The organism is Pseudomonas sp. LBUM1663 (genome assembly GCF_059695905.1).
Genome location: NZ_CP166792.1, coordinates 4890738 through 4913961, shown reverse-complemented (window position 1 = coordinate 4913961; position 23224 = coordinate 4890738). Strand labels below are relative to the sequence as shown.

Below are 23224 nucleotides of genomic sequence, written 5' to 3'. Positions count from 1 at the left end.
GAGGCCCGACCCGGCACTAAAGATCTCAGGCCTTGATACTGACCAGACTCAACAACTGTCCATCCACCACCCCAAACTGCGCATCCAGCTCCGTACCATTGCGCCATTCGCTGGACAGGTCCGTCAGCAAACGCAGCCGCACTTCACCCGCCTCGGTCCATTCCAGCACCTCGGCATGTTCAAAATAAAACCGCTGCCGAACAATCGGATACAGCGCCTTGAACAGACTCTCCTTCACCGAAAACGTCAGCGTGACCAGCATCGCTAACTGGTCACGATGACCTGCGGCCATGCGCTGCAACTCCGGCGGGGTGAGGATTTCCCCGGCCAGGCGCTCGGCCCGTTCAGGGTTGAGCAGGTTTTCCAGGTCCATCCCCAATCCACGCCAGTGGGTCTTGTTCGCGACAATCGCCGCGGCCCGGCCGGTGCTGTGGGTAATTGAGCCGCTGATATGCGCAGGCCACACCGGCGCCCGGTCTTCACCGATGGCCGGGCTGAAACTCAGCCCTTCCAGCCGCTGCAACGCCGCTCGGGCGCAGACCCGACCGGCCAGAAACTCGGCCTGACGCTTGGCGACCGAGCGCTGGATGCTCGCCGGTGGCTCGATGGCGCTGCGCCGGAAATCATCGCTGGCCAGTTGCGAGGTATCGAAGTGCGTACTCAACAGCACCGTGTCAGGCAGCACAAACGGCAGCGGCCAATGGGCATCGAGCGGGGTGCAGCAGGCGGGTAGGGCGGGGGTGGAGTTCATGTCGGGCATTTTGCCGGGTTGCCTTGTGGCTGGGTAGTAGCAGTGGTTTTTTGTGGTGAGGGGGCTTGCCCCCGTTCGGCTGCGCAGCAGTCGTAAACCCAGCGAACGCGGTGTATCTGACGAAACGCGATTGCAGGGTTTGGGGCGGCTTCGCCACCCAACGGGGGCAAGCCCCCTCGCCACAGGGATCAACCAAAAATCTTCTTGAAAAACGCCTGCATATCCGCCCAGGATTTTTCATCCGCCGCCTTGCTGTACCCGATATCCGGCCCACCATGGTCGCCATGGCCCAACCGATCCGCGTCTGGATTGCTGAACCCGTGCTTGGCGCCCTCAAGGCTGACGAATTGATAGTCGGCCCCGGCCTTGTCCATCTCAGCCTTGAAAGCCGCGACGTTATCCGCCGTGACCATGCTGTCCAGAGCGCCATGCTCCACCAGGATTTTCGCTTTCACGCTGCCCGGCGTTGCAGGCGTTGTGGTCGCCAGCGCGCCGTGGAAACTCACCACGCCCGCCAGCGGTACGCCTTGACGCGCTGCACTGAGCACCACGGCACCACCGAAGCAGTAACCGATGGCGGCGACTTTATCCGGATTGGTCTGTGGCTGTTTCTTCAGCAAATCGAGCCCGGCCTGGAAGCGAGCGCTGGACGCCGCACTGTCTCTCAACGCCGCTTGCATGAAGGCCATGGCGTCCTTCGGATGTTCAGTGTTCTTGCCATCGCCATACATATCAATGGCCAGCGCGCTGTAACCCAGGCCGGCCAAATCACGGGCGCGGCGCTTGGTGTAGTCGTTGAGGCCCCACCATTCATGCACCACCACCACGCCCGGACGTTGGCCTTTAATAGCATCGTCGTAAGCGTAATAGCCGATCAGCTTTGTGCCGTCGGGGCTCTGATAGGGGATTTCCTGGGTCTTGATCGCGGCGTGGCCGAGCCCGCTCAAGGCCAGTAATACGAGGGCGAGGAAAGCGCGCATGGTCGGATCTCCTGCATAAAAGTCATCAAAACAGTCGGGTGGAGTTGATTCAGCTTAGGTTCAGAGTGCGTTCAGGGGGAGTTCAGGGGTGGGTGCGTAACCTTGCCCCGTACCCAAAAAGCAAATAGCGCATGAGGAAATTCCCCAATGACTCACTTCAAAAAACTGCTTCTGGCTTTCACCGTCATGGGCGCGAGCACTGCGGCGTTCGCTTCCGACGATAATTTCGCCAGCCTTACTCTTGGACAGACCAGCGACAAGGTCAAAAAGTCCCACGCCCTGAACGACAACCTCAACAGCCCGAACGCTGACGGCGTGATCGGCAAGGACACCACCTGGGGTGTGCGTCTGGGCCAGCAAAACGACCAGGGCCGCTACTACGCCACTTACGACAACGTGTCGGGCTCGCACAATGGCATTAAACTGCGTCAGGAAAACCTGTTGGGCAGCTACGATCTGTTCTACCCGGTGGGCGCCAGCACCAAATTGTTCGGCGGTGCAACGGCCGGTCTGACCAAAATGACCCAGGAGTCCCCAGGTTTCAGCCGCGACAGCAACATTGGTTACGCCATTGGCGGCCAGGTTGGCGTGTTGCAGCAAGTGTCGCAAAACACCTCGGTCGAGATGGGTTACCGTTACCTGCGCAGCAACGCCAGCACCGAGATGAGCGAGCGCGGTGGCAATAAACAGGGTTCGCTGGACCTGACCAGCAGCGCCCAGACCTACCTGTCGGCGAACTACGCTTTCTGATAAAGAGATGCGCGATGCCGGTCAGTTAAACGCAATCCCTGTGGGGGCGGCGGTGCGGCGATCCGACTTGCCCGCGATAGCGGCGGCACATTCACTATTAATGTGTCAGCCAGATCGCTATCGCGGGCAAGTCGGATCGCCGCACCGCCGCTCCCACAGGGTTCTGCGGTGTGACTGAGAACTGTGCTGCTGGAGATAACGATTTGTCTAGGAGAGCGTTATGAAACTGCTGGTCGTCGAAGATGAAGCGCTGTTGCGCCATCACCTGCAAACCCGCCTGACGGACAGCGGCCACGTGGTCGAGTCCGTGGCCAACGCCGAGGAGGCGCTGTACCAGGCCGAGCAGTTCAACCACGACTTGGCGGTGATCGACCTCGGCCTGCCGGGCATGAGCGGGCTCGACCTGATCCGTCATCTGCGCTCGCGCGGCAAAACCTTCCCGATCCTGATTCTCACCGCGCGCGGCAACTGGCAGGACAAGGTCGAAGGCCTCGCCGCCGGCGCCGACGATTACGTGGTCAAGCCGTTCCAGTTCGAAGAACTCGACGCGCGCCTGAATGCCTTGCTGCGCCGCTCCAGCGGTTTCACCCAGTCGACCATCGTCGCCGGGCCGCTGCTGCTGGACCTCAATCGCAAACAGGCGTCCCTGGATGAACAACCGCTGGCGCTGACCGCCTACGAGTACCGAATCCTCGAGTACCTGATGCGGCATCACCAGCAAGTGGTGGCCAAGGACCGCTTGATGGAGCAGCTGTACCCGGACGACGACGAGCGCGATCCGAACGTCATCGAAGTGCTGGTTGGCCGTCTGCGCCGCAAACTCGAAGGCCCGGCCGGTTTTAAACCGATCGACACCGTGCGTGGCCTCGGCTACCTGTTCAATGAGCGCTGCAGTTGATTCGTTCTCTTCGTGTCCGCTTGATGCTTGCCGCCACCACCCTGGCGGTGCTGTTCATGCTGGCGTTGCTGCCGGCGATGCAGGGCGCGTTCAGCCTGGCGTTGCAGGATTCCATCGAGCAACGCCTGGCCTCGGACGTAAACACGTTGATTTCCGCCGCGCGGGTGGAAAACAACGCCCTGCAGATGCCGGCGCAGTTGCCCGATGAGCGCTTCAACCTGACTGACAGCCGCCTGCTCGGCTACATCTATGACCGTGAAGGTCATTTGGTCTGGCGCTCGAAGGCCACCGGCGAAGAGAAGATCAACTACAAACCGCGTTACGACGGACGCGGCAATGAGTTCGCGCGCATTAGCGAGGCCGACGGTCAGGAATTCTTCGTCTACGACGTCGAAGTCAAACTGCTCAGCGGTAAAAGCGCGGCGTTCAGCATCGTCGCCCTGCAACCGGTGCGCGAATACGAAGTGACCCTCGAAGGCTTGCGCGAAAACCTCTACCTCGGTTTCGGCGCCGCGTTGCTGGTGTTGCTGGCGCTGCTATGGATCGGTCTGACCTGGGGCTTGCAGGCCTTGCGCCGGCTCAGTCAGGAACTCGACGAAATCGAAAGCGGCGCCCGCGAAAGCCTCAGCGAACAACACCCGCGCGAACTGCTGCGCCTGACCGGCTCCCTTAACCGCTTGCTGCACAGCGAGCGCGAACAGCGCAGCCGCTACCGCGACTCCCTCGACGACCTGGCCCACAGCCTGAAAACCCCGCTGACCGTACTGCAAGGCGTCAGCGAAGACATGGCCCTGCGCCCGGAAAACCGCGATCAGGCCTGGGTGTTGCAAACCCAGATCGAACGCATGAGCCAGCAGATCGGCTATCAACTGCAACGCGCCAGCCTGCGCAAAAGCGGCCTGGTACGCCACCAGGTGCGTCTGCAACCGGTGCTGCAAAGCCTGTGCGACACGCTGGACAAGGTCTACCGCGACAAACGCGTGCGCGTTGCTTTCGATTTGCCGGATCAGTGTTATGTGCCGATCGAACAGGGCGCCTTGCTGGAAATGATGGGCAACCTGCTGGAAAACGCCTATCGCTTGTGCCTGAGCGAAGTGCGCATCAGCGTGCGCGAAACCCTCGCCGGGGTTGAGTTATGCGTTGAAGATGACGGGCCGGGCGTACCGCCGGATCAGCGCGCGCGGATTCTGCAAAGGGGCGAACGCCTGGATCGCCAGCACCCGGGGCAGGGGATCGGGTTGGCGGTGGTCAAGGACATTATCGAGAGCTACAGCGCGAAGCTGACGCTGGGAGATTCGCCGATGGGCGGGGCGGCGTTCCGGATCCATTTTCCGGTGGTTTGATCTGAATCTATTGGCGTTCTTTCGGGCCTCATCGCGGGCAAGCCCGCTCCCACAGTGGGCTATGTCGTCCACAAATTTTGTGTTCAAAACCGAAACCTGTGGGAGCGGGCTTGTCCGCGATGATGCCAGTCCATTCACATACAAAATGGGCTGGTGAGGCCAATAAACAGCGCTGTTTAAAAGACATCTCCAGACACTCACTCAGGCTACACATCCTTGCGCCGCTGCCTACGACTACGCCAGAATCCGCCGGCTTGTGCGCCTGGGGACTGGGTTCTATCGTTTGCGGGTCGCTGACGAATCAGCGATCGGGTTTAGCGATCCGATCCCATCACAGACGCAAAAGCGCCCAAGAGTTGATTGCAGTTTTCAGTGCCTGCAATTCGCGTAATGGTGGCTGTGCGTGGGAGACCTTCGAGGTCTACCCGGGGTTTCTGTGTCCCGGATCGCTAACCTGCGTACAGCCGCCACCTTTACTTGTTTAGCGATAAGTCGTGGTGGCTCAACCAATCACGGAGCCTCACATGTTTAAAATTACGCCCAACCCACCAGAAGCCGACGACGTTTCCCCCTACGAATCCATCGATTCCAAAAAACTCAACGAAGCCGCCGACCGCGCCCTCGATTACTACCTCAAACCGGTCATCCCCAAAGACACGCCGCGCAAACCCAGCACGATTTACTTCGTGGCCCCAGATACCGATGACGAAACCCTGCTGGTCAACGCCTGTGAGACGTTGGCGTCAGCGAGTGTGATGTTGAGTGATTTCGCGGGACAGCTGGACGGCCCGCAGCGTCACACCCTGCTCGGCATCCAACACTCCGTCATGTTGGGTGAGCTGGCGGTGAATCGGATGCTGGACAGGCTTGATCCGCCTTAGTCGTTCGGTCAGGTAGACCGCGTCATCGTTCATCGCGAGCAGGCTCGCTCCCACATTTGATCTCGGGTATCCACAAATACTGTGGTTACCGAAGATCCCTTGTGGGAGCGAGCCTGCTCGCGATGGGGCCAGTCAACTCAACCCAAAAATCAGTTCTCTTGCGCGCGATAGGCGCCCGGCGTCAACCCGGTCCACTTCTTGAATGCCCGGTGAAACGCCGAAGGCTCGGAAAACCCTAGCTGCTCGGCAATCTGCTGCAACGACAAATCCGCTCGCCCCAGATGATAAATCGCAATGTCCCGCCGCAACTGATCCTTCAATTCCTGAAAACTCGACCCTTCTTCCCGCAAGTGCCGGCGTAATGTCTGGGGGCTGATGTGCAGGTGCGCGGCCACTGCTTCCAGGTCCGGCCAGCGTGCACTGTCGCGGCTGAGCAAGCGGCGCAGCTGACTGCTCAAACTGTCGCCATCATCCGGGCGCGACAGCAGGTCGGCGGGGGAATGTTGGAGGAAATGCTTGAGGGTGCGTTCGTCCTGCAACAACGGCATGTGCAAGTAGCGGCTGTGGAACAGCAGGCTGCTCTGCGCGGTGGAAAACACCATGGGGCAGGGGAACAGCAAGTCGTATTCGGCGCCGTGCTCGGGCCTTGGGTAACTGAACGTCGCCTGCTCCAGCCGAATGCGCTGGCCGATCAGCCAGCTGCCGAGGCGATGCCACACCATCAATTGGCTTTCGGTGAGGAAATGGTCCGGGTCCTGGAACTTCGAGTCATCGAGGCTCAGGCGGATCATTTCGTCTTCGCGGGTCAGGGTGAGGCGCGGACCCTCGGGGAATAGGCTATAAAACAATAAGCCGCGATGCAGAGCTTTTTCGAGGTTGCGGCAGTGGATCACGGCGTGGCACATCATCGCGAAGGTGCCGGTTTTACTCGGCGTCGGCCCGAAACCGAGGTACTCGTCGTCGAGGGCCAGCCACAACCCCTGGATCAATCGCGTGAACTGCTCTGGCGCAATCCGCGCCCGCGGTTCATCCAGCAACTCGGGGCTGATGCCGAGTTGTTGCAGCAGATTTGAATAGTCATAACCCAACCGGCGCGCGCCGCCGAGGACGGCACGGGCGAAATGACTGGCGATGGTGCGTTCACGCATGGCAGGGCAGTTCCGTCCCATTGAACGACGGATGGTAGTCGCCAGCCCTGATGATGAACAGGCGGATATCCGCCAAATTGTAGGACGAGGTCTGGTCGATGGGCGGAAATCCGCCACATTGTTGTAACCGGTCGGTGACAAGGTTGAACCTGTAACCCTTGATGTCAAAAGGCTTGCAGGCTTTTTGACGAAGGTGGCACGAGCCTTGCGATACAACGAGCAGATGCCTGCCGCTGCGCAGCTCGACAAAACAAATCCCTCCAGTGCAGGAGGGTTCGCAATTGAAGTGTCTTGGGCAACAGATGGATGTTGTCACGCGGCACTCTTGAGGAACTTTGCAATGACGACTCGTCAGCCACTGTACAAATCCCTGTATTTCCAGGTGATCGTTGCTATTGCCATCGGCATCCTGCTCGGTCACTTCTACCCGCAGACCGGTGTGGCCCTCAAGCCGCTGGGTGACGGGTTCATCAAACTGATCAAAATGATCATCGCCCCCATCATTTTCTGCACCGTCGTCAGCGGTATCGCGGGCATGCAGAACATGAAGTCGGTCGGCAAGACCGGCGGTTACGCGCTGCTCTACTTCGAAATCGTTTCGACCATCGCTTTGCTGGTCGGTCTGTTGGTAGTCAACATCGTCCAGCCGGGCAACGGCATGCACATCGACGTGACCACGCTGGATGCCTCCAAAGTCGCTCAATATGTAGCGGCCGGTGCTGATCAAAGCGTCGTCGGCTTCCTGCTGAACGTGATCCCGTCCACCATCGTTGGTGCGTTCGCCACGGGCGATATCCTGCAAGTGCTGATGTTCTCGGTGATCTTCGGTTTCGCCCTGCATCGCCTGGGTGCCTACGGCAAGCCGATCCTGGATTTCATCGATCGCTTCGCCCACGTGATGTTCAACATCATCAACATGATCATGAAGCTCGCGCCCATCGGTGCCTTCGGTGCCATGGCGTTCACCATCGGTGCCTACGGTGTCGGTTCGCTGGTGCAACTGGGTCAATTGATGGCCTGCTTCTACATCACGTGCCTGCTGTTCGTCCTGGTGGTGCTGGGCGGTATCGCTCGCGCTCACGGCTTCAGCGTCCTGAAAATGATTCGCTACATCCGTGAAGAACTGCTGATCGTGCTGGGGACTTCTTCCTCGGAATCGGTACTGCCACGCATGCTGATCAAGATGGAGCGTCTGGGCGCGAAGAAATCCGTGGTGGGTCTGGTGATCCCGACCGGTTACTCGTTCAACCTCGACGGTACTGCGATCTACCTGACCATGGCGGCCGTGTTCATTGCCCAGGCAACTGACACTCACATGGACATTACCCACCAGATCACCCTGCTGGTGGTGCTGCTGCTGTCCTCCAAAGGTGCCGCCGGTGTGACCGGTAGTGGCTTCATCGTGTTGGCGGCTACCTTGTCCGCCGTTGGCCACCTGCCGGTTGCCGGCCTGGCGCTGATCCTCGGTATCGACCGCTTCATGTCCGAAGCCCGTGCCCTGACCAACCTGGTCGGCAACGCCGTTGCCACCATCGTTGTGGCCAAGTGGGTCAAGGAGCTGGACACCGACGTGCTGCAAGCCGAGCTGGCCTCGGGCGGTCGCGGTATCTCCGACGAGCGTGAAGAAGACGACCTGGGTGTGGCCGAAGGCCCAACCCCTAGCAACGTCAAGTAAGACTCGCTGAAATGAAAAACCCGCTTCGGCGGGTTTTTTCATGCCCGGGATTTGAGCGTAACGGTCACAGCTACTGACACTTCAGGTGATTGCTGCAATGCCATCGGCTGCCTAGGCTCAAGACATCGTTCACGGAGGTCGCTCATGCCCGGTCCACTGGCATCACTCAAGGTTCTGGATTTCTCGACACTGCTGCCGGGGCCGTTTGCCTCGTTGTTGCTGGCGGACATGGGCGCGCAAGTCTTGCGCATCGAATCGCCGACCCGCATGGATTTGCTGCGGGTGTTGCCGCCGCACGATCACGGGGTATCGGCCAGCCACGCCTACCTCAATCGCAACAAGCGCAGCCTGGCGCTGGACCTCAAGCAGCCCGAGGCGCTGGAGGTGATCAAGCAATTGCTGGCGGACCACGACATCGTGCTGGAACAGTTCCGTCCCGGCGTGATGGAACGCCTGGGCCTGGGTTATGAAGCGTTGAAGGCGATCAATCCTCGACTGATCTACGTGTCGATTACCGGTTACGGCCAGACCGGCCCCTACAAGGACCGCGCCGGCCATGACATCAACTACCTGGCGCTGGCGGGGCTGGCCAGCTACACCGGCCGCACCGAAAGCGGCCCGCTGCCGTTGGGCATGCAGGTGGCGGATATCGCCGGGGGCTCGCTGCACGGCGTCATCGGGTTGCTGGCGGCGGTGATCGCTCGCCAGCAAAGCGGGGTGGGCCAGCATCTGGATGTCAGCATGACCGACTGCGCCTTCAGCCTCAACGCCATGGCCGGCGCCGGGTACCTGGCCTGTGGCGTCGAGCCGGGCAGAGAGGACCAGATGCTCAATGGCGGCAGCTTCTACGACTATTACCGTTCCCGGGACGGGCGCTGGTTATCGGTGGGCAGTCTGGAACCGGCGTTCATGCAACAGCTGTGTATGGCGCTGGGGCGGCCAGAACTGGCGGCCAAGGGGCTGTCGCCCAAACCCGCCGAGCAGCAGGCGCTGAAGGATGAGTTGAAGGCCGAATTCGAGAAGCATGACTTTGCGCAGCTGTGCGAGTTGTTTGCCGGGGTTGATGCGTGTGTCGAACCGGTTTTGAGCCTGAGCGAGGCGGTGCGGCATCCGCAGTTGCAGGCGCGGGAGTTGGTGACAGACGTGCCGCGGGGGGATGGTTCAACTCAGGCGCAGATGGCCTGCCCGTTGAAGTTTTCCGAGGGGTTGGCGAAGCCGCGGCATATTGGTGCGGCGCTGGGGCAGCATACGGATCAGGTGTTGGGGGAGTTGGGGTTGAGTGCTGAGCGGATCGAGGAATTGCGGCGTGCCAAAGTGATTCTCTAGTGCCTGTCAGGCTGCCATCGCCAGCAGGCTGGCTCCCACAATGGATCTGTGGCGTATCGATGATCCCTTGTGGGAGCCAGCCTGCTGGCGATGAGGCCGGCACAATCACCACACATCTGACTATTCGACCCGCATCTCGCCACTGAACACCAACGTGCTCCGGCATCTGCGGCACAAATACCGCCGCCCTTGCCGTACCAGGCCATGGCGCTGGGCCGAAAACGGGAAATCGCTGTCGACGCACGGGCATTTGTAGATGTAGCGCGTCACGCTGCGGCGTTTGACGTCGTAGGTGTGGCAGCGATTGGGCGGCAGCTCGTATACGCCGCGCATGATCAATTGCCACTCTTCACCGTGCGGCTGAATGCGGTCACCGAACAGTTGATGGGCGATCAAGTGTGCGACCTCGTGGGCCACGGTCTGCTTGAGGAAGTCTTCAGTGTTTTCCCGGTACAGCTGCGGATTGAAGCGCAGCAGGTTCTCATGCAAATGCGCGACACCGGCTTTTTGACCGCGCAGCTTGAGGCTCACCACGGGGCGTTTGAAAGTTCGTTTGAAAAAGGATTCGGCCAGTTGGTAACAGTCTTCGACGCGGGTATTGAGTTGCTCGGGCATGCTTGATGGATCTCCAGAGGCGTCGAGTATGCCGCAAGCCTGGGGCCTTGCGAATCGCCGAGGCGCCGAATGGTCGTTACCCCTCATACATTAGAAGGCCGCCTTGCGGCGGCCTGTGTTGGCAGATCTTGTTTTTGGGTGATGTGTCGCTAATTGGTGTAGACCGGCCCCACGCCGAGTCCCCAGACAATTACTGTAAACGCCATGATGGCGACCAGCACCACCAGGCCTACGGCAAGTACCGAACTGGAAAACAGGAAGCCCTCGTCTGATGGAATGTTCATGAAAGTGGGTAGCCCCACATACAGCAAGTACACCGTGTAGCAGATGGCCGCTGTGCCGACGATCATCCCCAGCCACATATGTGGGTACAGCGCCGCCAGACCGCCGATGAACAGCGGGGTCGCGGTGTAGGTCGCAAATGCAACGCAGCGGGCGAGGCTTGGATTGGCGTCATAGGTACGGGCCATCCAGTGGATGAATGCGCCCATGACCGCGACGCCGCCGAGCATCGCCAGGTACGACATGATCGTCATCCATAGCGCGCTTTCCTGGGTCAACATGACCGGCGCTCGATTGCCGATGACCCAACCGACCTGAGTGGTTCCGATAAACGCCGACACAGCGGGAATTGCCGCCAGAATCAGCGTGTGAGTCAGGTACATGTGGCTGATGCTTTCCTCTTGGTCGCCACGGATTTCTTTCCATTCCTGGTCGGGGTGGGTGAAGAGCCCCACTACGTGATGGATCATGCCAGTCACTCCTCTTGTTTTTACCGTCGCCCCCCAGTGGAGCGCCTACAGGCCAAAGTGGCCAAGTAAGTAATAGGTCTGAATATGTATGCGACCTTATGTCGCAGTATAGAAAGGTCTTAACGGCACAGGTGCGAGGGCGTTAGAGCAAATCGCGCTGTAAACACTGCTGTTAATCGCCGTAGGGTCTTGCGCAACCATTGTGGCGAGGGAGCTTGCTCCCGCTCGACTGCGCAGCAGTCGCAAAAACGGCCGACGGGGTTTGACTGACACGATGGTGCAGGATGGTTTTGGGGCCGCTGCGCGACCCAGCGGGAGCAAGCTCCCTCGCCACAGGGGTATGCTCAGCTCAGATAAAGTGCTGTCGCCAGGTACTTCGCCGCCGCAGGGTTTTTGCGTAAAATGCCGGCCTTTCGTCACACCTCACGGATCTCGCGTCATGGGCACTCTTACGGTCAACCAGAACAAACTGCAAAAGCGCCTTCGCCGTCAGGCGGGTGAGGCTGTTGCCGATTTCAACATGATTGAAGACGGCGACAAGGTCATGGTCTGCCTGTCCGGTGGCAAGGACAGCTACACCCTGCTCGACGTGCTCTTGCACTTGCAGAAGGTTGCTCCGATCCAGTTCGAGATCGTGGCCGTGAACATGGACCAGAAACAGCCCGGCTTCCCTGAGCACGTGCTGCCGGCCTATCTGAAAGCGCTGGGCATCGAGTACCACATCGTCGAGAAAGACACCTACTCGGTGGTCAAGGAACTGATCCCGGAAGGCAAGACCACCTGCTCGCTGTGCTCGCGCCTGCGTCGCGGCACGCTCTACACCTTTGCCGACGAAATCGGCGCGACCAAAATGGCCCTTGGTCACCACCGCGACGACATCGTCGAGACGTTCTTCCTCAACATGTTCTTCAATGGTTCGCTCAAGGCCATGCCGCCAAAGCTGCGCGCCGACGACGGCCGCAACGTGGTGATCCGGCCGCTGGCCTACTGCAACGAGAAAGACATTCAGGCCTACTCGGACTTCAAGCAATTCCCGATCATCCCGTGCAACCTTTGCGGTTCTCAGGAAAACCTTCAGCGTCAGGTGGTCAAGGACATGCTGCAAGAGTGGGAGCGCAAGACCCCTGGCCGTACCGAAAGCATTTTCCGCAGCTTGCAGAACGTGCAACCGTCGCAACTGGCGGACCGCAACCTGTTCGACTTCACCAGCCTCAAGATCGATGAAACCGCCATGTCGCGGTTCGTCAACGTCGTCAACCTCTAAAAAAAATCACTGTGGGAGCCAGCCTGCTGGCGATAGCGGTGGGTCAGACACCTCATTGTTGACTGACCCACCGCGATCGCCAGCAGGCTGGCTCCCACATGGGTCTATTCACTTACTCCTCAGGAGAGGGCATGCGCGATTACAAGTGGCTGCACGAATACTGTCTGAACCGCTTCGGTTCAGCAGCTGAACTGGAAGCCCATCTGCCCGTTCCCAAGACCCCGGCGCAATTGCGCAAGATCAGCGACGACCGCTACCTCTCGACCATGGCCCTGCGCGTGTTCCGCGCCGGGCTCAAGCACAGCCTGGTGGACGCCAAGTGGCCGTCGTTCGAAGAAGTGTTCTTCAAGTTCGACCCGGAAAAGGTGGTGCTGATGAGCGCCGAACACCTTGAGCGTCTGATGCAGGACGCGCGGATCATCCGTCACCTGGGCAAGCTCAAGAGCGTGCCGCGCAATGCGCAGTTCGTGCTGGACGTGGCGCATGAGAAGGGCAGCTTCGGCGCATTGATCGCCGATTGGCCGGTGACGGACATCGTCGGGCTGTGGACGTACCTGAAAAAACGCGGCCATCAATTGGGCGGGTTGTCGGCGCCGCGTTTCTTGCGCATGGTCGGCAAGGACACGTTCGTACCGAGTTACGACGTGGTCGCGGGGCTGAACGCGCAGAAGATCGTCGACAAGGTGCCGACCAGCCAGCGAGACCTGGCGTTGGTGCAGGATGTGTTCAACCAGTGGCATGAACAGAGTGGCGGGCGGGCGATGAGCCAGATTTCGATGATGCTGGCCTATACCGTCAACCATTAAGACCGAGTCGGTCGAGCGCGACCCCGGCCAATCGCCAGCAGGCTCGCTCCCACATTATTGGATTGTGTCGTTCACAAACCCCCTGTGGGAGCTAGCCTGCTAGCGATTGCAATCTGTCAGGCAACGGAAATCTCGCCTTCACCCGCCAACTTGCGATTCAACTGAAACCGCCACCGCACATACAACAGCGCCGAACAGAACACCGCCAGGCTCGCGCCCATTTCCAGCAAACCAAACAGCTGCCGGTTGGGGTCATACGCGGCCAGTGCGCCCTTGATGAAATACAGATTCACCACAAAACACATCCACGAATGCCCGCGCGCGCTGCCGATGACCATCCCCGGCGCCAGCAATAGCAGGGGCACCAGTTCAATCAGCAAAATCACCCACGGCCGGGCGCCGTGCAGGTCGGCAAACACCAGGTAGTAGGCGCACAGCAGCCCCACCAGCCCGAAAAAGCACAGCAGGCTGATCGCGCGCATCGCCCGGACCCGCGGTTCGAGCCATTCGATCGAGGGCAGAATCTTCGGCTTTTTCGTCACGTCAGTTCCCCAGCTTTTGCGCAGTCTTCGCCAAGCGCAGGCCCAAGGCTCGGCACAGCGCCACTTCGTGTTCATTCAAACCCTGTTTGCCATCGGCCCCAGCGTGATGGCTGGCACCGTAAGGCGTGCCGCCGCCACGGGTTTCCAGCAGGGCCGATTCGCTATACGGCAGGCCTGTGATCAGCATGCCGTGGTGCAGCAACGGCAACATCATCGACAGCAGCGTGGTTTCCTGACCGCCGTGCAGGCTCGCGGTGGAGGTGAACACTCCGGCCGGTTTGCCCACCAGCGCACCCGTCAGCCAAAGATTGCTGGTGCCGTCGAGGAAGTACTTGAGCGGCGCGGCCATGTTGCCGAAACGGGTCGGACTGCCCATGGCCAAGCCCGCGCAGTTCTTCAAGTCGTCGAGGCTGGCGTACAGCGCGCCCTCGTCGGGGATGTCCGGCGACACGGCTTCGCACTCGGTGGAAATCGGCGGCACCGTGCGCAGGCGCGCTTCCATCCCGGCCTGCTCGACACCACGGGCAATCTGCCGGGCCATTTCATTGGTCGAGCCGCTACGGCTGTAATACAGAACCAGAATGTACGGCGCGCTCACGGCAGTAACTCCAGCACGTTCTCCGGCGGACGGCCGATGATGGCTTTGTCGCCGACTTCCAGAATCGGTCGCTCCATGAGTTTCGGGTTGGCGGCGATGGCGGCGATCAATTGCGCCTCGCTCAGGCTGCTGTCGGCCAGATTGAGAGTCTTGTACTCGTCCTCACCGGTGCGCAGCAGTTGCCGGGCGCTGATGCCCAGTTTGGTCAGCAGGCTCTGGATTTGCGCGGCGTCCAGCGGCGTTTCCAGGTAGCGGACCACGGTCGGCGTCAGGCTACGGGCTTCCAGCAGTTCGAGCGCACCGCGGGATTTCGAGCAGCGCGGGTTGTGATAAAGCGTCAGATCGGTCATGTGCGGGTCGCATCTTGCGTAAGGTGACGGCTATTCTAACTGTGCAGCGCGTAATCCAGAACCTCGGGAGGCGATGGGTCGCAGGCGCATTCAATTTTGAACAAGGATTACGACATGACAAGACGACTGGCAGCAGCATTGGCGATCATCGGTGCGTTGATGCTGGGGGGCTGTGGCAACGACTATGGTATCGACCAGAACGGCCAGAAAGTCGCCGCCGAACGTCTGGACAACCAATGGGTGGTGCTCAATTACTGGGCCGAATGGTGTGGCCCGTGCCGCACCGAGATCCCGGAGTTGAATGGGTTGGCCGATCAGCTGAAGGACAAGAAGATTGGTGTGTTCGGGGTCAATTTTGACAATGTGCAGGGGGAAGAGCTGAAAAGCGCCAGTGAGAAGCTGGGGATCAAGTTCACCGTGCTGGCGTCGGACCCGGCGGATCTTTTCGAGTTGCCTCGCAGCGAAGCGTTGCCGGTGACCTACATCATCGATAACAAGGGCAAGGTGCGCGAGCAGTTGATGGGCGAGCAGACCGCGGCGGGGGTGATGGCCAAGCTTGAGGCGTTGCAAGCGCTCAAGTGACGGGACACAGCTCTTGTGGCTAGGTCGCTTCTATGGTGAGGGGCTTTGTGGTTCGGGGCTTTTGTGGCGAGGGGATTTATCCCCGTTGGGTTGCGCAGCGACCCCAAAAAAGGGACCGCTGCGCAGTCCAACGGGGATAAATCCCCTCGCCACAAAAGCTCCCTCGCCACAGGTATTCACTTGGCTACAGGCCAGGGTTATCAACCCTCTTCAAGCCACCAACGCAACGGCTTGCCTTCCGCCGGCCAGAAGCGCATCTGCTCGATCGGCGAAACGTCCCAGCGCTGCACGTTTTCCAGGGCTTGCATGAAGCGCTTTTCTTGCTCCATCACAGCTGGCGCACACATTTTGCGGGTGCTGCCGATCTTGCCGAAGCTCAGCTTGTCGCCTTCCAGCGTGTACGGCGCAAACCAGTGGTTGCAGCCGCCATTGCCGTAGGCCCGACCGTCTTCACCGAGGGTGATGGTCAGGTGGCTGTAATCCATCAGCGGACGTTCGCCGATCCATTCCAGGATGTAGCTGCGGTTTTGTTGCAATTTCACCGGCTCGGCGGCGCAGCCCAGCAGGCTGGCACCGACCAAGGCGGTCAGGGCGAGGCGTTTCATCACGCGGGCTCCTGGCATTTCGGGCACAGGTGCTTCTCGTCAACGGTGGTCCAGCCCAGCTCGGCAATCCGCGCAGTGGCGGCAGGTTTTTCAGCCTTGTTGCCCAGTTTGGCGTCGACCGCAAACTCAAAGCTCAGCTCTTTGGCGCAGCTGTCGCAGTTGACTTTCCAGGTGTGGATCGCCAACTCGCCGAACACCGGACCACTGGCCACCGCGACCCATTGGCCGGGCGGATTGATCAAGTGGCGAACCGTTTCCACGGTCAGGCGCATGGACAGGTCCTTGGCACCTTTGAGGGTCACGACCAGCACGTCGTTATTACGAATCGAGCCGCCGTTGCCGGTGACTTGATAACGCCCTGGCACAAGGGCGCGGCATTCGGTGAGGGTGTGTTGCGGGTTCATCAGGCTGTAGCGGAAATCGTGTTCGACCATGGGTCCTCCAAATATGCGCGGTATGCTATCACGGGCCTGCACGCAGCATGGCGCAGGCAGATGACCTTCGATCTGGTTCAAATGACCGGCCGACTCATGGCACACTGCCGCTTTTGCATCTCTAAGGAACGGACATGGCGTTAATCGAATGTTATGAGTGCAAGCAAAGCATCAGCTCTACGGCGCCTGCTTGCATTCATTGCGGTGCACCGGCGGGAACGGTGCAAGCGGCCACTTCGACGGCAACGCCCGCACAGGCACCCCTTTCTTTCGGGCGTTTGCCGGTCGATGAGAAAGTGGCCAGGGTGACCCCGGCCGCGTTCGGACGTAAGCGAAAAGCCGCAGTCGAAGCCGAGGTGGCGGCACCGATGCCAGCCTCCAACGGCGTGCGGCCGGTGGAACTGTGGCTGAAGCTGATGATTTTCTTTCTGCCGCCGTTTTTTGTCTGGTTCCTGCTGCGTCGCGGGCATTCGCTGGGGCAACGCTTGCTGGGGTTCGGCTGGCTGGGCCTGATGATCCTCTTGTCCAAGGCCTGATCGGCTCAGCCTTCGACCTGATTCTGCGGCGCGCCAGCGGCCCAGGCCGCGATGTTCTGCAGGGTGGTCGTGGCAATCGCGTCCAGGGCTTCGCGGGTGAGGAAGGCCTGGTGCGCGGTGATGATCACGTTCGGAAAAGTCAGCAGCCGCGCCAGCACATCGTCCTGCAGCGGCAGGTCGGAGCGGTCCTCGAAGAACAGCTGCGCTTCCTCTTCATAGACATCCAGCCCCAGATACCCCAATTGGCCGTCCTTCAGTGCATCAATCAGCGCCGGTGTGTCCACCAGGCCGCCGCGTCCGGTGTTGATCAACATCGCGCCGGGCTGCAGGTGAGCCAGTGATTCACGGTTGATCAAGTGTTTGCTCTGCTCATTGAGCGGGCAGTGCAGGCTGATGATCTGCGACTCGGCCAGCAATTGCGGCAAGCTCAGGTAGCGGGCGCCGAGGGCTTCGACCTGCGGATTGGGGTAGGGGTCGTAGGCCAACAACCGGCAACCGAAACCGTTCATGATTTTCGCGAAGGTCGCGCCGATCTGCCCGGTACCGACCACGCCGACCGTCTTGCCTACCAAGTCGAAACCGGTCAGGCCGTGCAGGCTGAAATCCCCTTCGCGGGTGCGGTTGTAGGCCCGATGCAGGTGCCGGTTGAGCGCCAGAATCAGCGCCACCGCGTGTTCGGCCACCGCGTGCGGCGAGTAGGCCGGAACCCGCACAATCGATAGCCCCAACAGCTTCGCCGCCGCCAGGTCGACATGGTTGTAACCGGCCGAGCGCAGGGCAATCAAGCGTGTGCCGCCCGCTGCCAGGCGTTCCAGCACCGGAGCGCTCAAGTCGTCATTGATGAACGCGCAGACCACCTTGTGATGCTCCGCCAGCGCCACCGTATCGACGCTCAGCCGCGCCGATTGAAAGTGCAACTCGATACCGGCGGGCAGCTCGGTGCCGAGAAAACTGTCCCGGTCGTAGGTCTGGCTGCTGAAAAGAATCGTGCGCATACGGTCCTCCTGATATTTTTCGAGTCCTGTGTGGCGGTGCACCGTTCCATTGTGGGATGACTGTGGCGAGGGGGCTTGCCCCCGTTGGGCCGCGAAGCGGCCCCAAAATCGCTGATGTATCAAAGATTTTGTGAGTGCTACGCACTCAAACGGGGGCAAGCCCCCTCGCCACAGGTTGTTCCCACAGTGGAACCGCGCCTCGCCGAACAGAGTCCGGTGAGCTTAGCGCCGATGCTGGTCGGCGCCATTGCGCTGCATCAAGCGTTTATCCGGGCATGGGCGGCCAGGCGGTTGATCGCCCGGTCGAGTTCTTCCAGGGCGCCGGGGGCTTTGGGGTCCTGTTGCTTGAGCAGGGTTTCGCTGCGCTGGCAGGCAGCACGCAATTGCGGGACGCCGCAGTAACGGGTCGCGCCGTGCAGACGGTGGACGCGCTCGATCAAGGCGTTGTTGTCATTGGTTTCCCGGGCCAGGCGAATCGCTTCGCGATCAGCTTCCAGGGAGGCTAGCAACATCGCCAGCATGTCCGCGGCCAGATCGGCCTTGCCGGCGGCCAGGCGCAAGCCTTCGTCGTGGTCGAGCACCTGCAGTTCATGAGTGCCGCCATGGCTGTCGCTGGAGCGCTCCGGCCCGTGATTGCGCAACGCCAAGCCGGTCCACTTCAATACCACCTGCGCCAGTTGCCGCTCGCTGATCGGTTTGGTCAGGTAGTCGTCCATGCCGCTTTGCAGCAGCGCGCGTTTTTCGTTGGCCATGGCGTGGGCGGTGAGGGCGACGATCGGCAGCGGCGTGCAATGCCGCTCGCTTTCCCACTGACGAATCGCCTCGGTGCTTTGACGCCCGTCCATGCCGGGCATTTGCACGTCCATCAACACCAGGTCAAACGTCTCGCTTTGCACTGCTTTGACTGCCGCGTAACCGCTTTCCACCGCGAGCACCTTGGCGCCCATGTCTTCGAGCAGGGTTTGCACCAGCAGCAAGTTGGCCGGGTTGTCGTCGACGCACAGCACCTTCGGCGCGCGGCTCGATACCGGTTCGCCGGGTTCGCTGCGCTGCTGGCGCGGGTTGACCAGATCGGACAACGCCCGACGCAACTTGCGGGTGCAGGCCGGCTTGGCTTGAAGCTGACTGTGCGGGTTGGGCACCGAGAGGTGGAACAGCGTCTGTTCGGTGGTCGGGCACAGCACCAGCACTTTGCAGCCCAGGTGTTCGAGGTCCCAGATGTGCTGGTTGAGGCGCTCCGGTGGCATGTCGTTGCTGGTGATGCCGAGCACCGCCAGATCGATCGCCTGATCGGTCTGATGCGCGCCGGTCACGCCATTGGCCAGGCTTTCCAGGGTATTGAACGGCGTCACGACCAGGCCGCAATCTTCCAGCTGATGCTGCAAGGCCTGACGGGCCAGTTCATGGTTTTCCAGCACCGCCACGCGGCGCCCGAGCAGCGGTGGGCCGGGCAGGTCTTCGGCATCGTCGCGGGTCTTGGGTAGACTGAGACTGATCCAGAACTCCGAGCCTTCGCCCGGCGTACTGTCGACACCGATCTCGCCGCCCATCTGCTCAATCAGGCGTTTGGAAATCACCAGCCCAAGGCCGGTGCCCCCAGGCTGGCGGGACAGCGAGTTATCAGCCTGGCTGAACGCCTGGAACAGGGCGCGCACGTCCTGGTTCGACAAGCCGATGCCGGTGTCCTGAATGCTGATGCGCAGTTGCACGCTGTCTTCGTGTTCTTCTTCCAGCATGGCCCGGGCGACGATGGTGCCTTCGCGGGTGAACTTGATCGCGTTGCTCACCAGGTTGGTGAGGATCTGCTTGAGTCGCAGCGGATCGCCCACCAGCGACAACGGCGTGTCGCGATAAACCAGACTCACCAGCTCAAGCTGTTTGGCATGGGCGGCCGGGGCGAGGATGGTCAGGGTGTCTTGCAGCAGGTCGCGCAGGTTGAACGGAATATTGTCGAGCACCAGTTTGCCGGCCTCGATTTTCGAGAAGTCGAGGATCTCGTTGATGATCCCCAACAGGCTGTCGGCGGACTTTTCGATGGTGCCCAGATAGTCGAGCTGACGTGGTGTCAGTTCGCTTTTTTGCAGCAGGTGCGTGAAGCCGAGAATGCCATTGAGCGGGGTGCGGATTTCATGGCTCATGTTGGCCAGGAACTCGGATTTGATCCGGCTCGCTTCCAGGGCTTCCTTGCGCGCCAGGTCCAGTTCGATGTTCTGGATCTCGATGGTCTCCAGGTTCTGGCGCACGTCTTCGGTGGCCTGGTCGACACTGTTCTGCAACTCTTCCTGAGCGTTTTGCAACGTGCCGGCCATGCGGTTGATGCCGGACGCGAGCTCATCCAGTTCCTGACTGCCGAGGGGCGGCAGGCGGGTTTCCAGATGGCCGTCCTTGAGTTGGGCCACCGCCAGTTTGATCTGGCTGATCGGCCGATTGATGGTCCGGCCCATGCGCAAGGCAAGCAGCGCCGCACCCGCCAGGCCCGCGCCGATCAGCAGCAGGCTGGCGAACAGGCTGCGGTAACCGCGCAGCAGCATGCCGCTGTGGGACAGTTCGAGTTCGACCCAGCCCAGCAGGCGGTCGGCTTCATCAGGTATCAGGTCGCCAGCGAGGTTGCGGTGCTTGCCGAATACCGGCAGCAGATAACGCGTCGCATCGTTGCCACTGCGGCGCAGCATCTGCGAGCCGCTGCCCATCGGCGCGGGGTTGAGCATGGTCGGGCCGGCGTGGGCCACGGGCGTGCGGTCGGGAGCGAGGAAGGTCACGGCGCGTACGTCCGGCGTTTCCAGAGACTGGGTGGCGATGCGCTCCAGCAACTCGTTGTCTTTGTGACCCATGGCCGGGGCGACCAAGGGCGCGAGCTGTTCGGCGATCATCTCACCGCGCTGCATCAGTTGGGTTTGCAGGTCGGATTGCTGCATCCAGGTGAAATAGCCGCCCAGGACAAGCGCCATCAGGCTGGTCGGCAACAGGGTCAGCAACAGCACGCGGCCTTTTATTCCCAGTTTCTTGAGCACGCATCTCTCCTGCATCCAGCTATTGATTGACCTGCACGTGCGTCCGGCACGCGCCACCGGGCCAGTGTAGCGATTTGCAGGCAGGCAATCTTCGTAAAATTGATGTCGTCATTCGTCGGCCGGATCGCCACTTTTGCGTCACGGGCAAACCTTGTGTTGCCCATCGTCAGGCAATCTTGAATAATCGCCAACTGAGAATTATTTGCAGATAGTCATGACTCCCATCTCTGTTGGCCATCCCCGCATCCTGTCCATTGAAGACGATCTCGTGCTCGGCGCTTATGTGCACGAGCATTTGGGCCGTTGCGGTTTTCAGGTGACCTGGTGTCAGAACGGGCAAGAAGGCCTGGACATTGCGCGTGAGCAGCCCTTCGACGTGGTGCTGATGGACATTTTGCTGCCAGGGCTGAACGGGTTGAACGTACTGACGCAATTGCGCCAGAGCCATTCGACCCCGGTGGTGCTGATGTCGGCGCTGGGCGCTGAGGCGGATCGCATCAGCGGTTTTCGCCTGGGGGCCGATGATTACCTGCCCAAACCCTTCAGCATGGCCGAATTGCGCGTGCGCATCGAGGCGATCCTGCGCCGGGTGGCACTCGACCGTCGGCCGGAGCTGGCAGTGGCGGCGTCCTCGGTCGACAGCCTGCGTTTCGACGACGAACTCAGTGAGGTTTTCTATGGCGAACACGCCGCCGGCCTGACCCGCAGCGAGTATCGATTGCTGGACACGCTGAATCGCAATGGCGATGAAGTGCTGAGCAAAGCTTTCCTTTATCAGCACGTGTTGCAACGCGGTTTTGCCGCCCATGACCGCAGCCTCGACATGCACATCAGTCAGATCCGCCGCAAACTCAAAGGCATCGGCTACACCGAGCGGGAAGTGCGTACTGTCTGGGGCAAGGGTTACGTGTTGAGTGCCGGCGATGAAATGGTCTGACCTGCCGGGCCGGCACTCGCTGTTCTGGAAGCTGGCGTGTCTGCTGATGGCGTTCTGTCTGCTGATGATCTGGCTGAGCTGGTCGTGGGGTCGCTACATGGAGCAGCGAAACCAGTTTCTGTCGAACGAGGCCCGAGGCACGCTGACGGGGTATGCCGCCGAGGCCGAACAGGCGTGGCGCCAAGGGCAGAGCGCGGGCGTCGATGCCTGGCTGCAAGGTGTGAAACAGCGTGAAACCGGCTGGGTTGGCGTCATCGGCGGCGATTTGCAATCCCTGAGCAGCCAGCCGCTCACGGACAAGGAAATCGAGCACCTGACTTTCCTGCGCGGCCTGGATTGGCCCATTCACAAGAAACGCCTGCCGTGGCTGCGCGTGCCATTTCCCGGTGATCCGACCGCTGGCAATCTGGTCATCGAACTGCCCCAGCGCTTCATGCCTGGCCAATACCGGGTGTTCTGGCGCGTGATCACCAACGGCGTGATCCCCGGCCTGTTCACCTTTTTATTGTGCGTCGGTCTTTATCGATTGCTGGTCGTGCCGTTGAACCAATTGCGCGAACAGGCCAATGCCTGGCGTGCCGACCAGTTGAACGTGCGCTTGTCGAGCAGCACCACCAATCGTTCGGATGAACTTGGCGAACTGGGCAGGGCGTTCGATCACATGTCCGAGCGTTTGCAAAGTACCGTCGCCCTGCAGCAGCAATTGCTGCGCGACTTGTCCCACGAACTGCGCACTCCGCTGAGCCGTTTGCGAGTCGCCAGCGAAAGCGAACAGGGGCTGGTGCAATTGCGCGAGCGCATCGGTCGAGAAGTCGATGGCATGCAGCGGCTGGTAGAAGACACCCTGCAACTGGCCTGGCTCGACACCGAGCGCACACCGTTGCCCGACGAAGCGATCCAGGTCCAGGCGCTGTGGGAAATGCTCACGGAAAACGCCTGCTATGAAAGCGGCTGGCCAGCAAGCCAGTTGCAGTGCCTGGTGGATTCGTCGTGCTGGGTTCGCGGCAATCTCAACACCCTGGCGCAGGCGCTGGAGAACATTCTGCGCAATGCCATTCGTCATTCGCCGGGTGGCGGCATTGTTCGTTTCGGCGGGCAACGTGAGGGCGACTTCTGGCATTTGTGGCTGGAGGATGAGGGCGGCGGAGTGGCTGAGGCGGATCTGGAGCGTATCTTCTGCCCGTTCATTCGACTCGACGGCTCGCGGCCGGGGGATGGCGGATTCGGGTTGGGGTTGAGCATTGCGAGGAATGCGGTGAAACGTCAGGGCGGGTGTCTTTGGGCTGAGAACACCGGGGTGGGGTTGCGGCTGAATATTCGGTTGGTGGCTGAGATGGATGGCGTCAGTGATGACGCCATCGCGAGCAAGCTCGCTCCCACAGTGGATGTGTGTCGACCACAAATCGTCTGATCAACCCCAATCCCTGTGGGAGCGAGCCTGCTCG

Annotated in this window: 25 protein-coding genes; 12 read left to right on the top strand and 13 right to left on the bottom strand. The window is 60.7% G+C overall.

All coding sequences use genetic code 11. The features are described from left to right. Positions 1-25 precede the first annotated feature (25 nt). Together ACA075_RS22545 and ACA075_RS22540 are read right to left on the bottom strand one after the other, a co-directional pair. Positions 26-751 (bottom strand): 4'-phosphopantetheinyl transferase family protein, encoded by a 726-nt coding sequence (locus ACA075_RS22545; RefSeq protein ID WP_497295462.1) that lies wholly within the window; start codon positions 749-751, stop codon positions 26-28. Between the two features lie 188 nt (positions 752-939). Next, positions 940-1731: a dienelactone hydrolase family protein gene (locus ACA075_RS22540; RefSeq protein WP_497295461.1), complete on the bottom strand. Its 792-nt coding sequence runs from the start codon at positions 1729-1731 to the stop codon at positions 940-942. A gap of 147 nt (positions 1732-1878) precedes the next feature. Here ACA075_RS22540 and ACA075_RS22535 point away from each other — a divergent pair, with 147 nt between their 5' ends. The 4 genes from ACA075_RS22535 (at position 1879) to ACA075_RS22520 (ending at position 5603) form a co-directional block, all read left to right on the top strand. After that, positions 1879-2481 (top strand): hypothetical protein, encoded by a 603-nt coding sequence (locus tag ACA075_RS22535; RefSeq protein ID WP_497295460.1) that lies wholly within the window; start codon positions 1879-1881, stop codon positions 2479-2481. Between the two features lie 220 nt (positions 2482-2701). Continuing rightward, positions 2702-3379 carry a response regulator gene (locus ACA075_RS22530; RefSeq protein WP_497295459.1) on the top strand — a complete coding sequence of 226 codons (678 nt, stop codon included), beginning with the start codon at positions 2702-2704 and terminating at the stop codon, positions 3377-3379. Beyond that, positions 3376-4722 carry an ATP-binding protein gene (locus ACA075_RS22525; protein WP_497295458.1) on the top strand — a complete coding sequence of 449 codons (1347 nt, stop codon included), beginning with the start codon at positions 3376-3378 and terminating at the stop codon, positions 4720-4722. The genes ACA075_RS22530 and ACA075_RS22525 overlap by 4 nt, the downstream gene beginning before the upstream one ends. 524 nt (positions 4723-5246) lie before the next feature. Next, positions 5247-5603: a DUF6124 family protein gene (locus ACA075_RS22520; protein WP_497295457.1), complete on the top strand. Its 357-nt coding sequence runs from the start codon at positions 5247-5249 to the stop codon at positions 5601-5603. A gap of 149 nt (positions 5604-5752) precedes the next feature. On the opposite strand, the gene ACA075_RS22515 is transcribed toward ACA075_RS22520, so the two are convergent. After that, the gene (locus tag ACA075_RS22515; RefSeq protein ID WP_219097171.1) at positions 5753-6751 is read right to left on the bottom strand and encodes an AraC family transcriptional regulator; all 999 of its coding nucleotides are present in this window, start codon (positions 6749-6751) and stop codon (positions 5753-5755) included. Continuing rightward, positions 6744-7067 (bottom strand): hypothetical protein, encoded by a 324-nt coding sequence (locus ACA075_RS22510; RefSeq protein WP_497295456.1) that lies wholly within the window; start codon positions 7065-7067, stop codon positions 6744-6746. Before ACA075_RS22510 ends, ACA075_RS22515 begins: the two co-directional genes overlap by 8 nt. 24 nt (positions 7068-7091) lie before the next feature. Between ACA075_RS22510 and ACA075_RS22505 the strand changes: the two genes are divergently transcribed. After that, positions 7092-8426: a dicarboxylate/amino acid:cation symporter gene (locus tag ACA075_RS22505; RefSeq protein ID WP_497295455.1), complete on the top strand. Its 1335-nt coding sequence runs from the start codon at positions 7092-7094 to the stop codon at positions 8424-8426. Between the two features lie 144 nt (positions 8427-8570). Continuing rightward, complete coding sequence (locus tag ACA075_RS22500) at positions 8571-9752, top strand: CaiB/BaiF CoA transferase family protein (protein WP_497295453.1); 1182 nt, start codon at positions 8571-8573, stop codon at positions 9750-9752. Between the two features lie 120 nt (positions 9753-9872). Here ACA075_RS22500 and ACA075_RS22495 read toward each other — a convergent pair whose 3' ends face one another. Next, positions 9873-10367 (bottom strand): SprT family zinc-dependent metalloprotease, encoded by a 495-nt coding sequence (locus ACA075_RS22495; protein WP_010457127.1) that lies wholly within the window; start codon positions 10365-10367, stop codon positions 9873-9875. 149 nt (positions 10368-10516) lie between these two features. Then, positions 10517-11119 (bottom strand): Yip1 family protein, encoded by a 603-nt coding sequence (locus ACA075_RS22490; RefSeq protein ID WP_010457124.1) that lies wholly within the window; start codon positions 11117-11119, stop codon positions 10517-10519. Positions 11120-11558: 439 nt separating this feature from the next. Between ACA075_RS22490 and ttcA the strand changes: the two genes are divergently transcribed. Beyond that, the gene (gene ttcA, locus ACA075_RS22485) at positions 11559-12383 is read left to right on the top strand and encodes a tRNA 2-thiocytidine(32) synthetase TtcA (protein ID WP_497295451.1); all 825 of its coding nucleotides are present in this window, start codon (positions 11559-11561) and stop codon (positions 12381-12383) included. 131 nt (positions 12384-12514) lie between these two features. Next, positions 12515-13189, top strand: a complete 675-nt coding sequence (locus ACA075_RS22480) for a DNA-3-methyladenine glycosylase I (RefSeq protein WP_497295449.1) — start codon at positions 12515-12517, stop codon at positions 13187-13189. 116 nt (positions 13190-13305) lie between these two features. Here ACA075_RS22480 and ACA075_RS22475 read toward each other — a convergent pair whose 3' ends face one another. Genes ACA075_RS22475 through arsC form a run of 3 tightly spaced genes read right to left on the bottom strand, consistent with a single transcriptional unit; the run spans position 13306 to position 14679 of the window. Further along, positions 13306-13731, bottom strand: a complete 426-nt coding sequence (locus ACA075_RS22475; RefSeq protein ID WP_497295448.1) for a DUF2069 domain-containing protein — start codon at positions 13729-13731, stop codon at positions 13306-13308. A gap of 1 nt (position 13732) precedes the next feature. Beyond that, the gene (gene wrbA / locus ACA075_RS22470; RefSeq protein ID WP_497295446.1) at positions 13733-14329 is read right to left on the bottom strand and encodes an NAD(P)H:quinone oxidoreductase; all 597 of its coding nucleotides are present in this window, start codon (positions 14327-14329) and stop codon (positions 13733-13735) included. After that, positions 14326-14679 carry an arsenate reductase (glutaredoxin) gene (arsC, locus tag ACA075_RS22465; RefSeq protein ID WP_497295444.1) on the bottom strand — a complete coding sequence of 118 codons (354 nt, stop codon included), beginning with the start codon at positions 14677-14679 and terminating at the stop codon, positions 14326-14328. Before arsC ends, wrbA begins: the two co-directional genes overlap by 4 nt. 114 nt (positions 14680-14793) lie before the next feature. Between arsC and ACA075_RS22460 the strand changes: the two genes are divergently transcribed. Further along, on the top strand, positions 14794-15261 hold the full coding sequence (locus tag ACA075_RS22460; protein WP_219097162.1) for a TlpA disulfide reductase family protein: 468 nt from the start codon (positions 14794-14796) through the stop codon (positions 15259-15261). A 200-nt stretch (positions 15262-15461) separates the two neighbouring features. Here the strand turns inward: ACA075_RS22460 and ACA075_RS22455 are convergent, their stop codons facing one another. Beyond that, positions 15462-15866 carry an META domain-containing protein gene (locus ACA075_RS22455; protein ID WP_010457111.1) on the bottom strand — a complete coding sequence of 135 codons (405 nt, stop codon included), beginning with the start codon at positions 15864-15866 and terminating at the stop codon, positions 15462-15464. Then, a complete protein-coding gene (locus ACA075_RS22450) occupies positions 15866-16300 on the bottom strand; it encodes a hypothetical protein (RefSeq protein WP_497295442.1) in 435 nt (144 codons plus the stop codon). Before ACA075_RS22450 ends, ACA075_RS22455 begins: the two co-directional genes overlap by 1 nt. 134 nt (positions 16301-16434) lie before the next feature. Here ACA075_RS22450 and ACA075_RS22445 point away from each other — a divergent pair, with 134 nt between their 5' ends. Next, the gene (locus ACA075_RS22445; protein WP_497295440.1) at positions 16435-16836 is read left to right on the top strand and encodes a hypothetical protein; all 402 of its coding nucleotides are present in this window, start codon (positions 16435-16437) and stop codon (positions 16834-16836) included. A gap of 5 nt (positions 16837-16841) precedes the next feature. Here ACA075_RS22445 and ACA075_RS22440 read toward each other — a convergent pair whose 3' ends face one another. Further along, on the bottom strand, positions 16842-17831 hold the full coding sequence (locus tag ACA075_RS22440; RefSeq protein ID WP_497295439.1) for a 2-hydroxyacid dehydrogenase: 990 nt from the start codon (positions 17829-17831) through the stop codon (positions 16842-16844). Positions 17832-18088: 257 nt separating this feature from the next. Continuing rightward, positions 18089-20842 (bottom strand): response regulator, encoded by a 2754-nt coding sequence (locus ACA075_RS22435; protein WP_497295437.1) that lies wholly within the window; start codon positions 20840-20842, stop codon positions 18089-18091. Between the two features lie 214 nt (positions 20843-21056). On the opposite strand from ACA075_RS22435, the gene ACA075_RS22430 reads away from it, so the two are divergent. Together ACA075_RS22430 and ACA075_RS22425 are read left to right on the top strand one after the other, a co-directional pair. Beyond that, positions 21057-21779, top strand: a complete 723-nt coding sequence (locus tag ACA075_RS22430) for a response regulator transcription factor (RefSeq protein ID WP_497295436.1) — start codon at positions 21057-21059, stop codon at positions 21777-21779. Then, on the top strand, positions 21766-23190 hold the full coding sequence (locus ACA075_RS22425; protein WP_497295434.1) for a sensor histidine kinase: 1425 nt from the start codon (positions 21766-21768) through the stop codon (positions 23188-23190). Before ACA075_RS22430 ends, ACA075_RS22425 begins: the two co-directional genes overlap by 14 nt. Positions 23191-23224 lie beyond the last annotated feature (34 nt).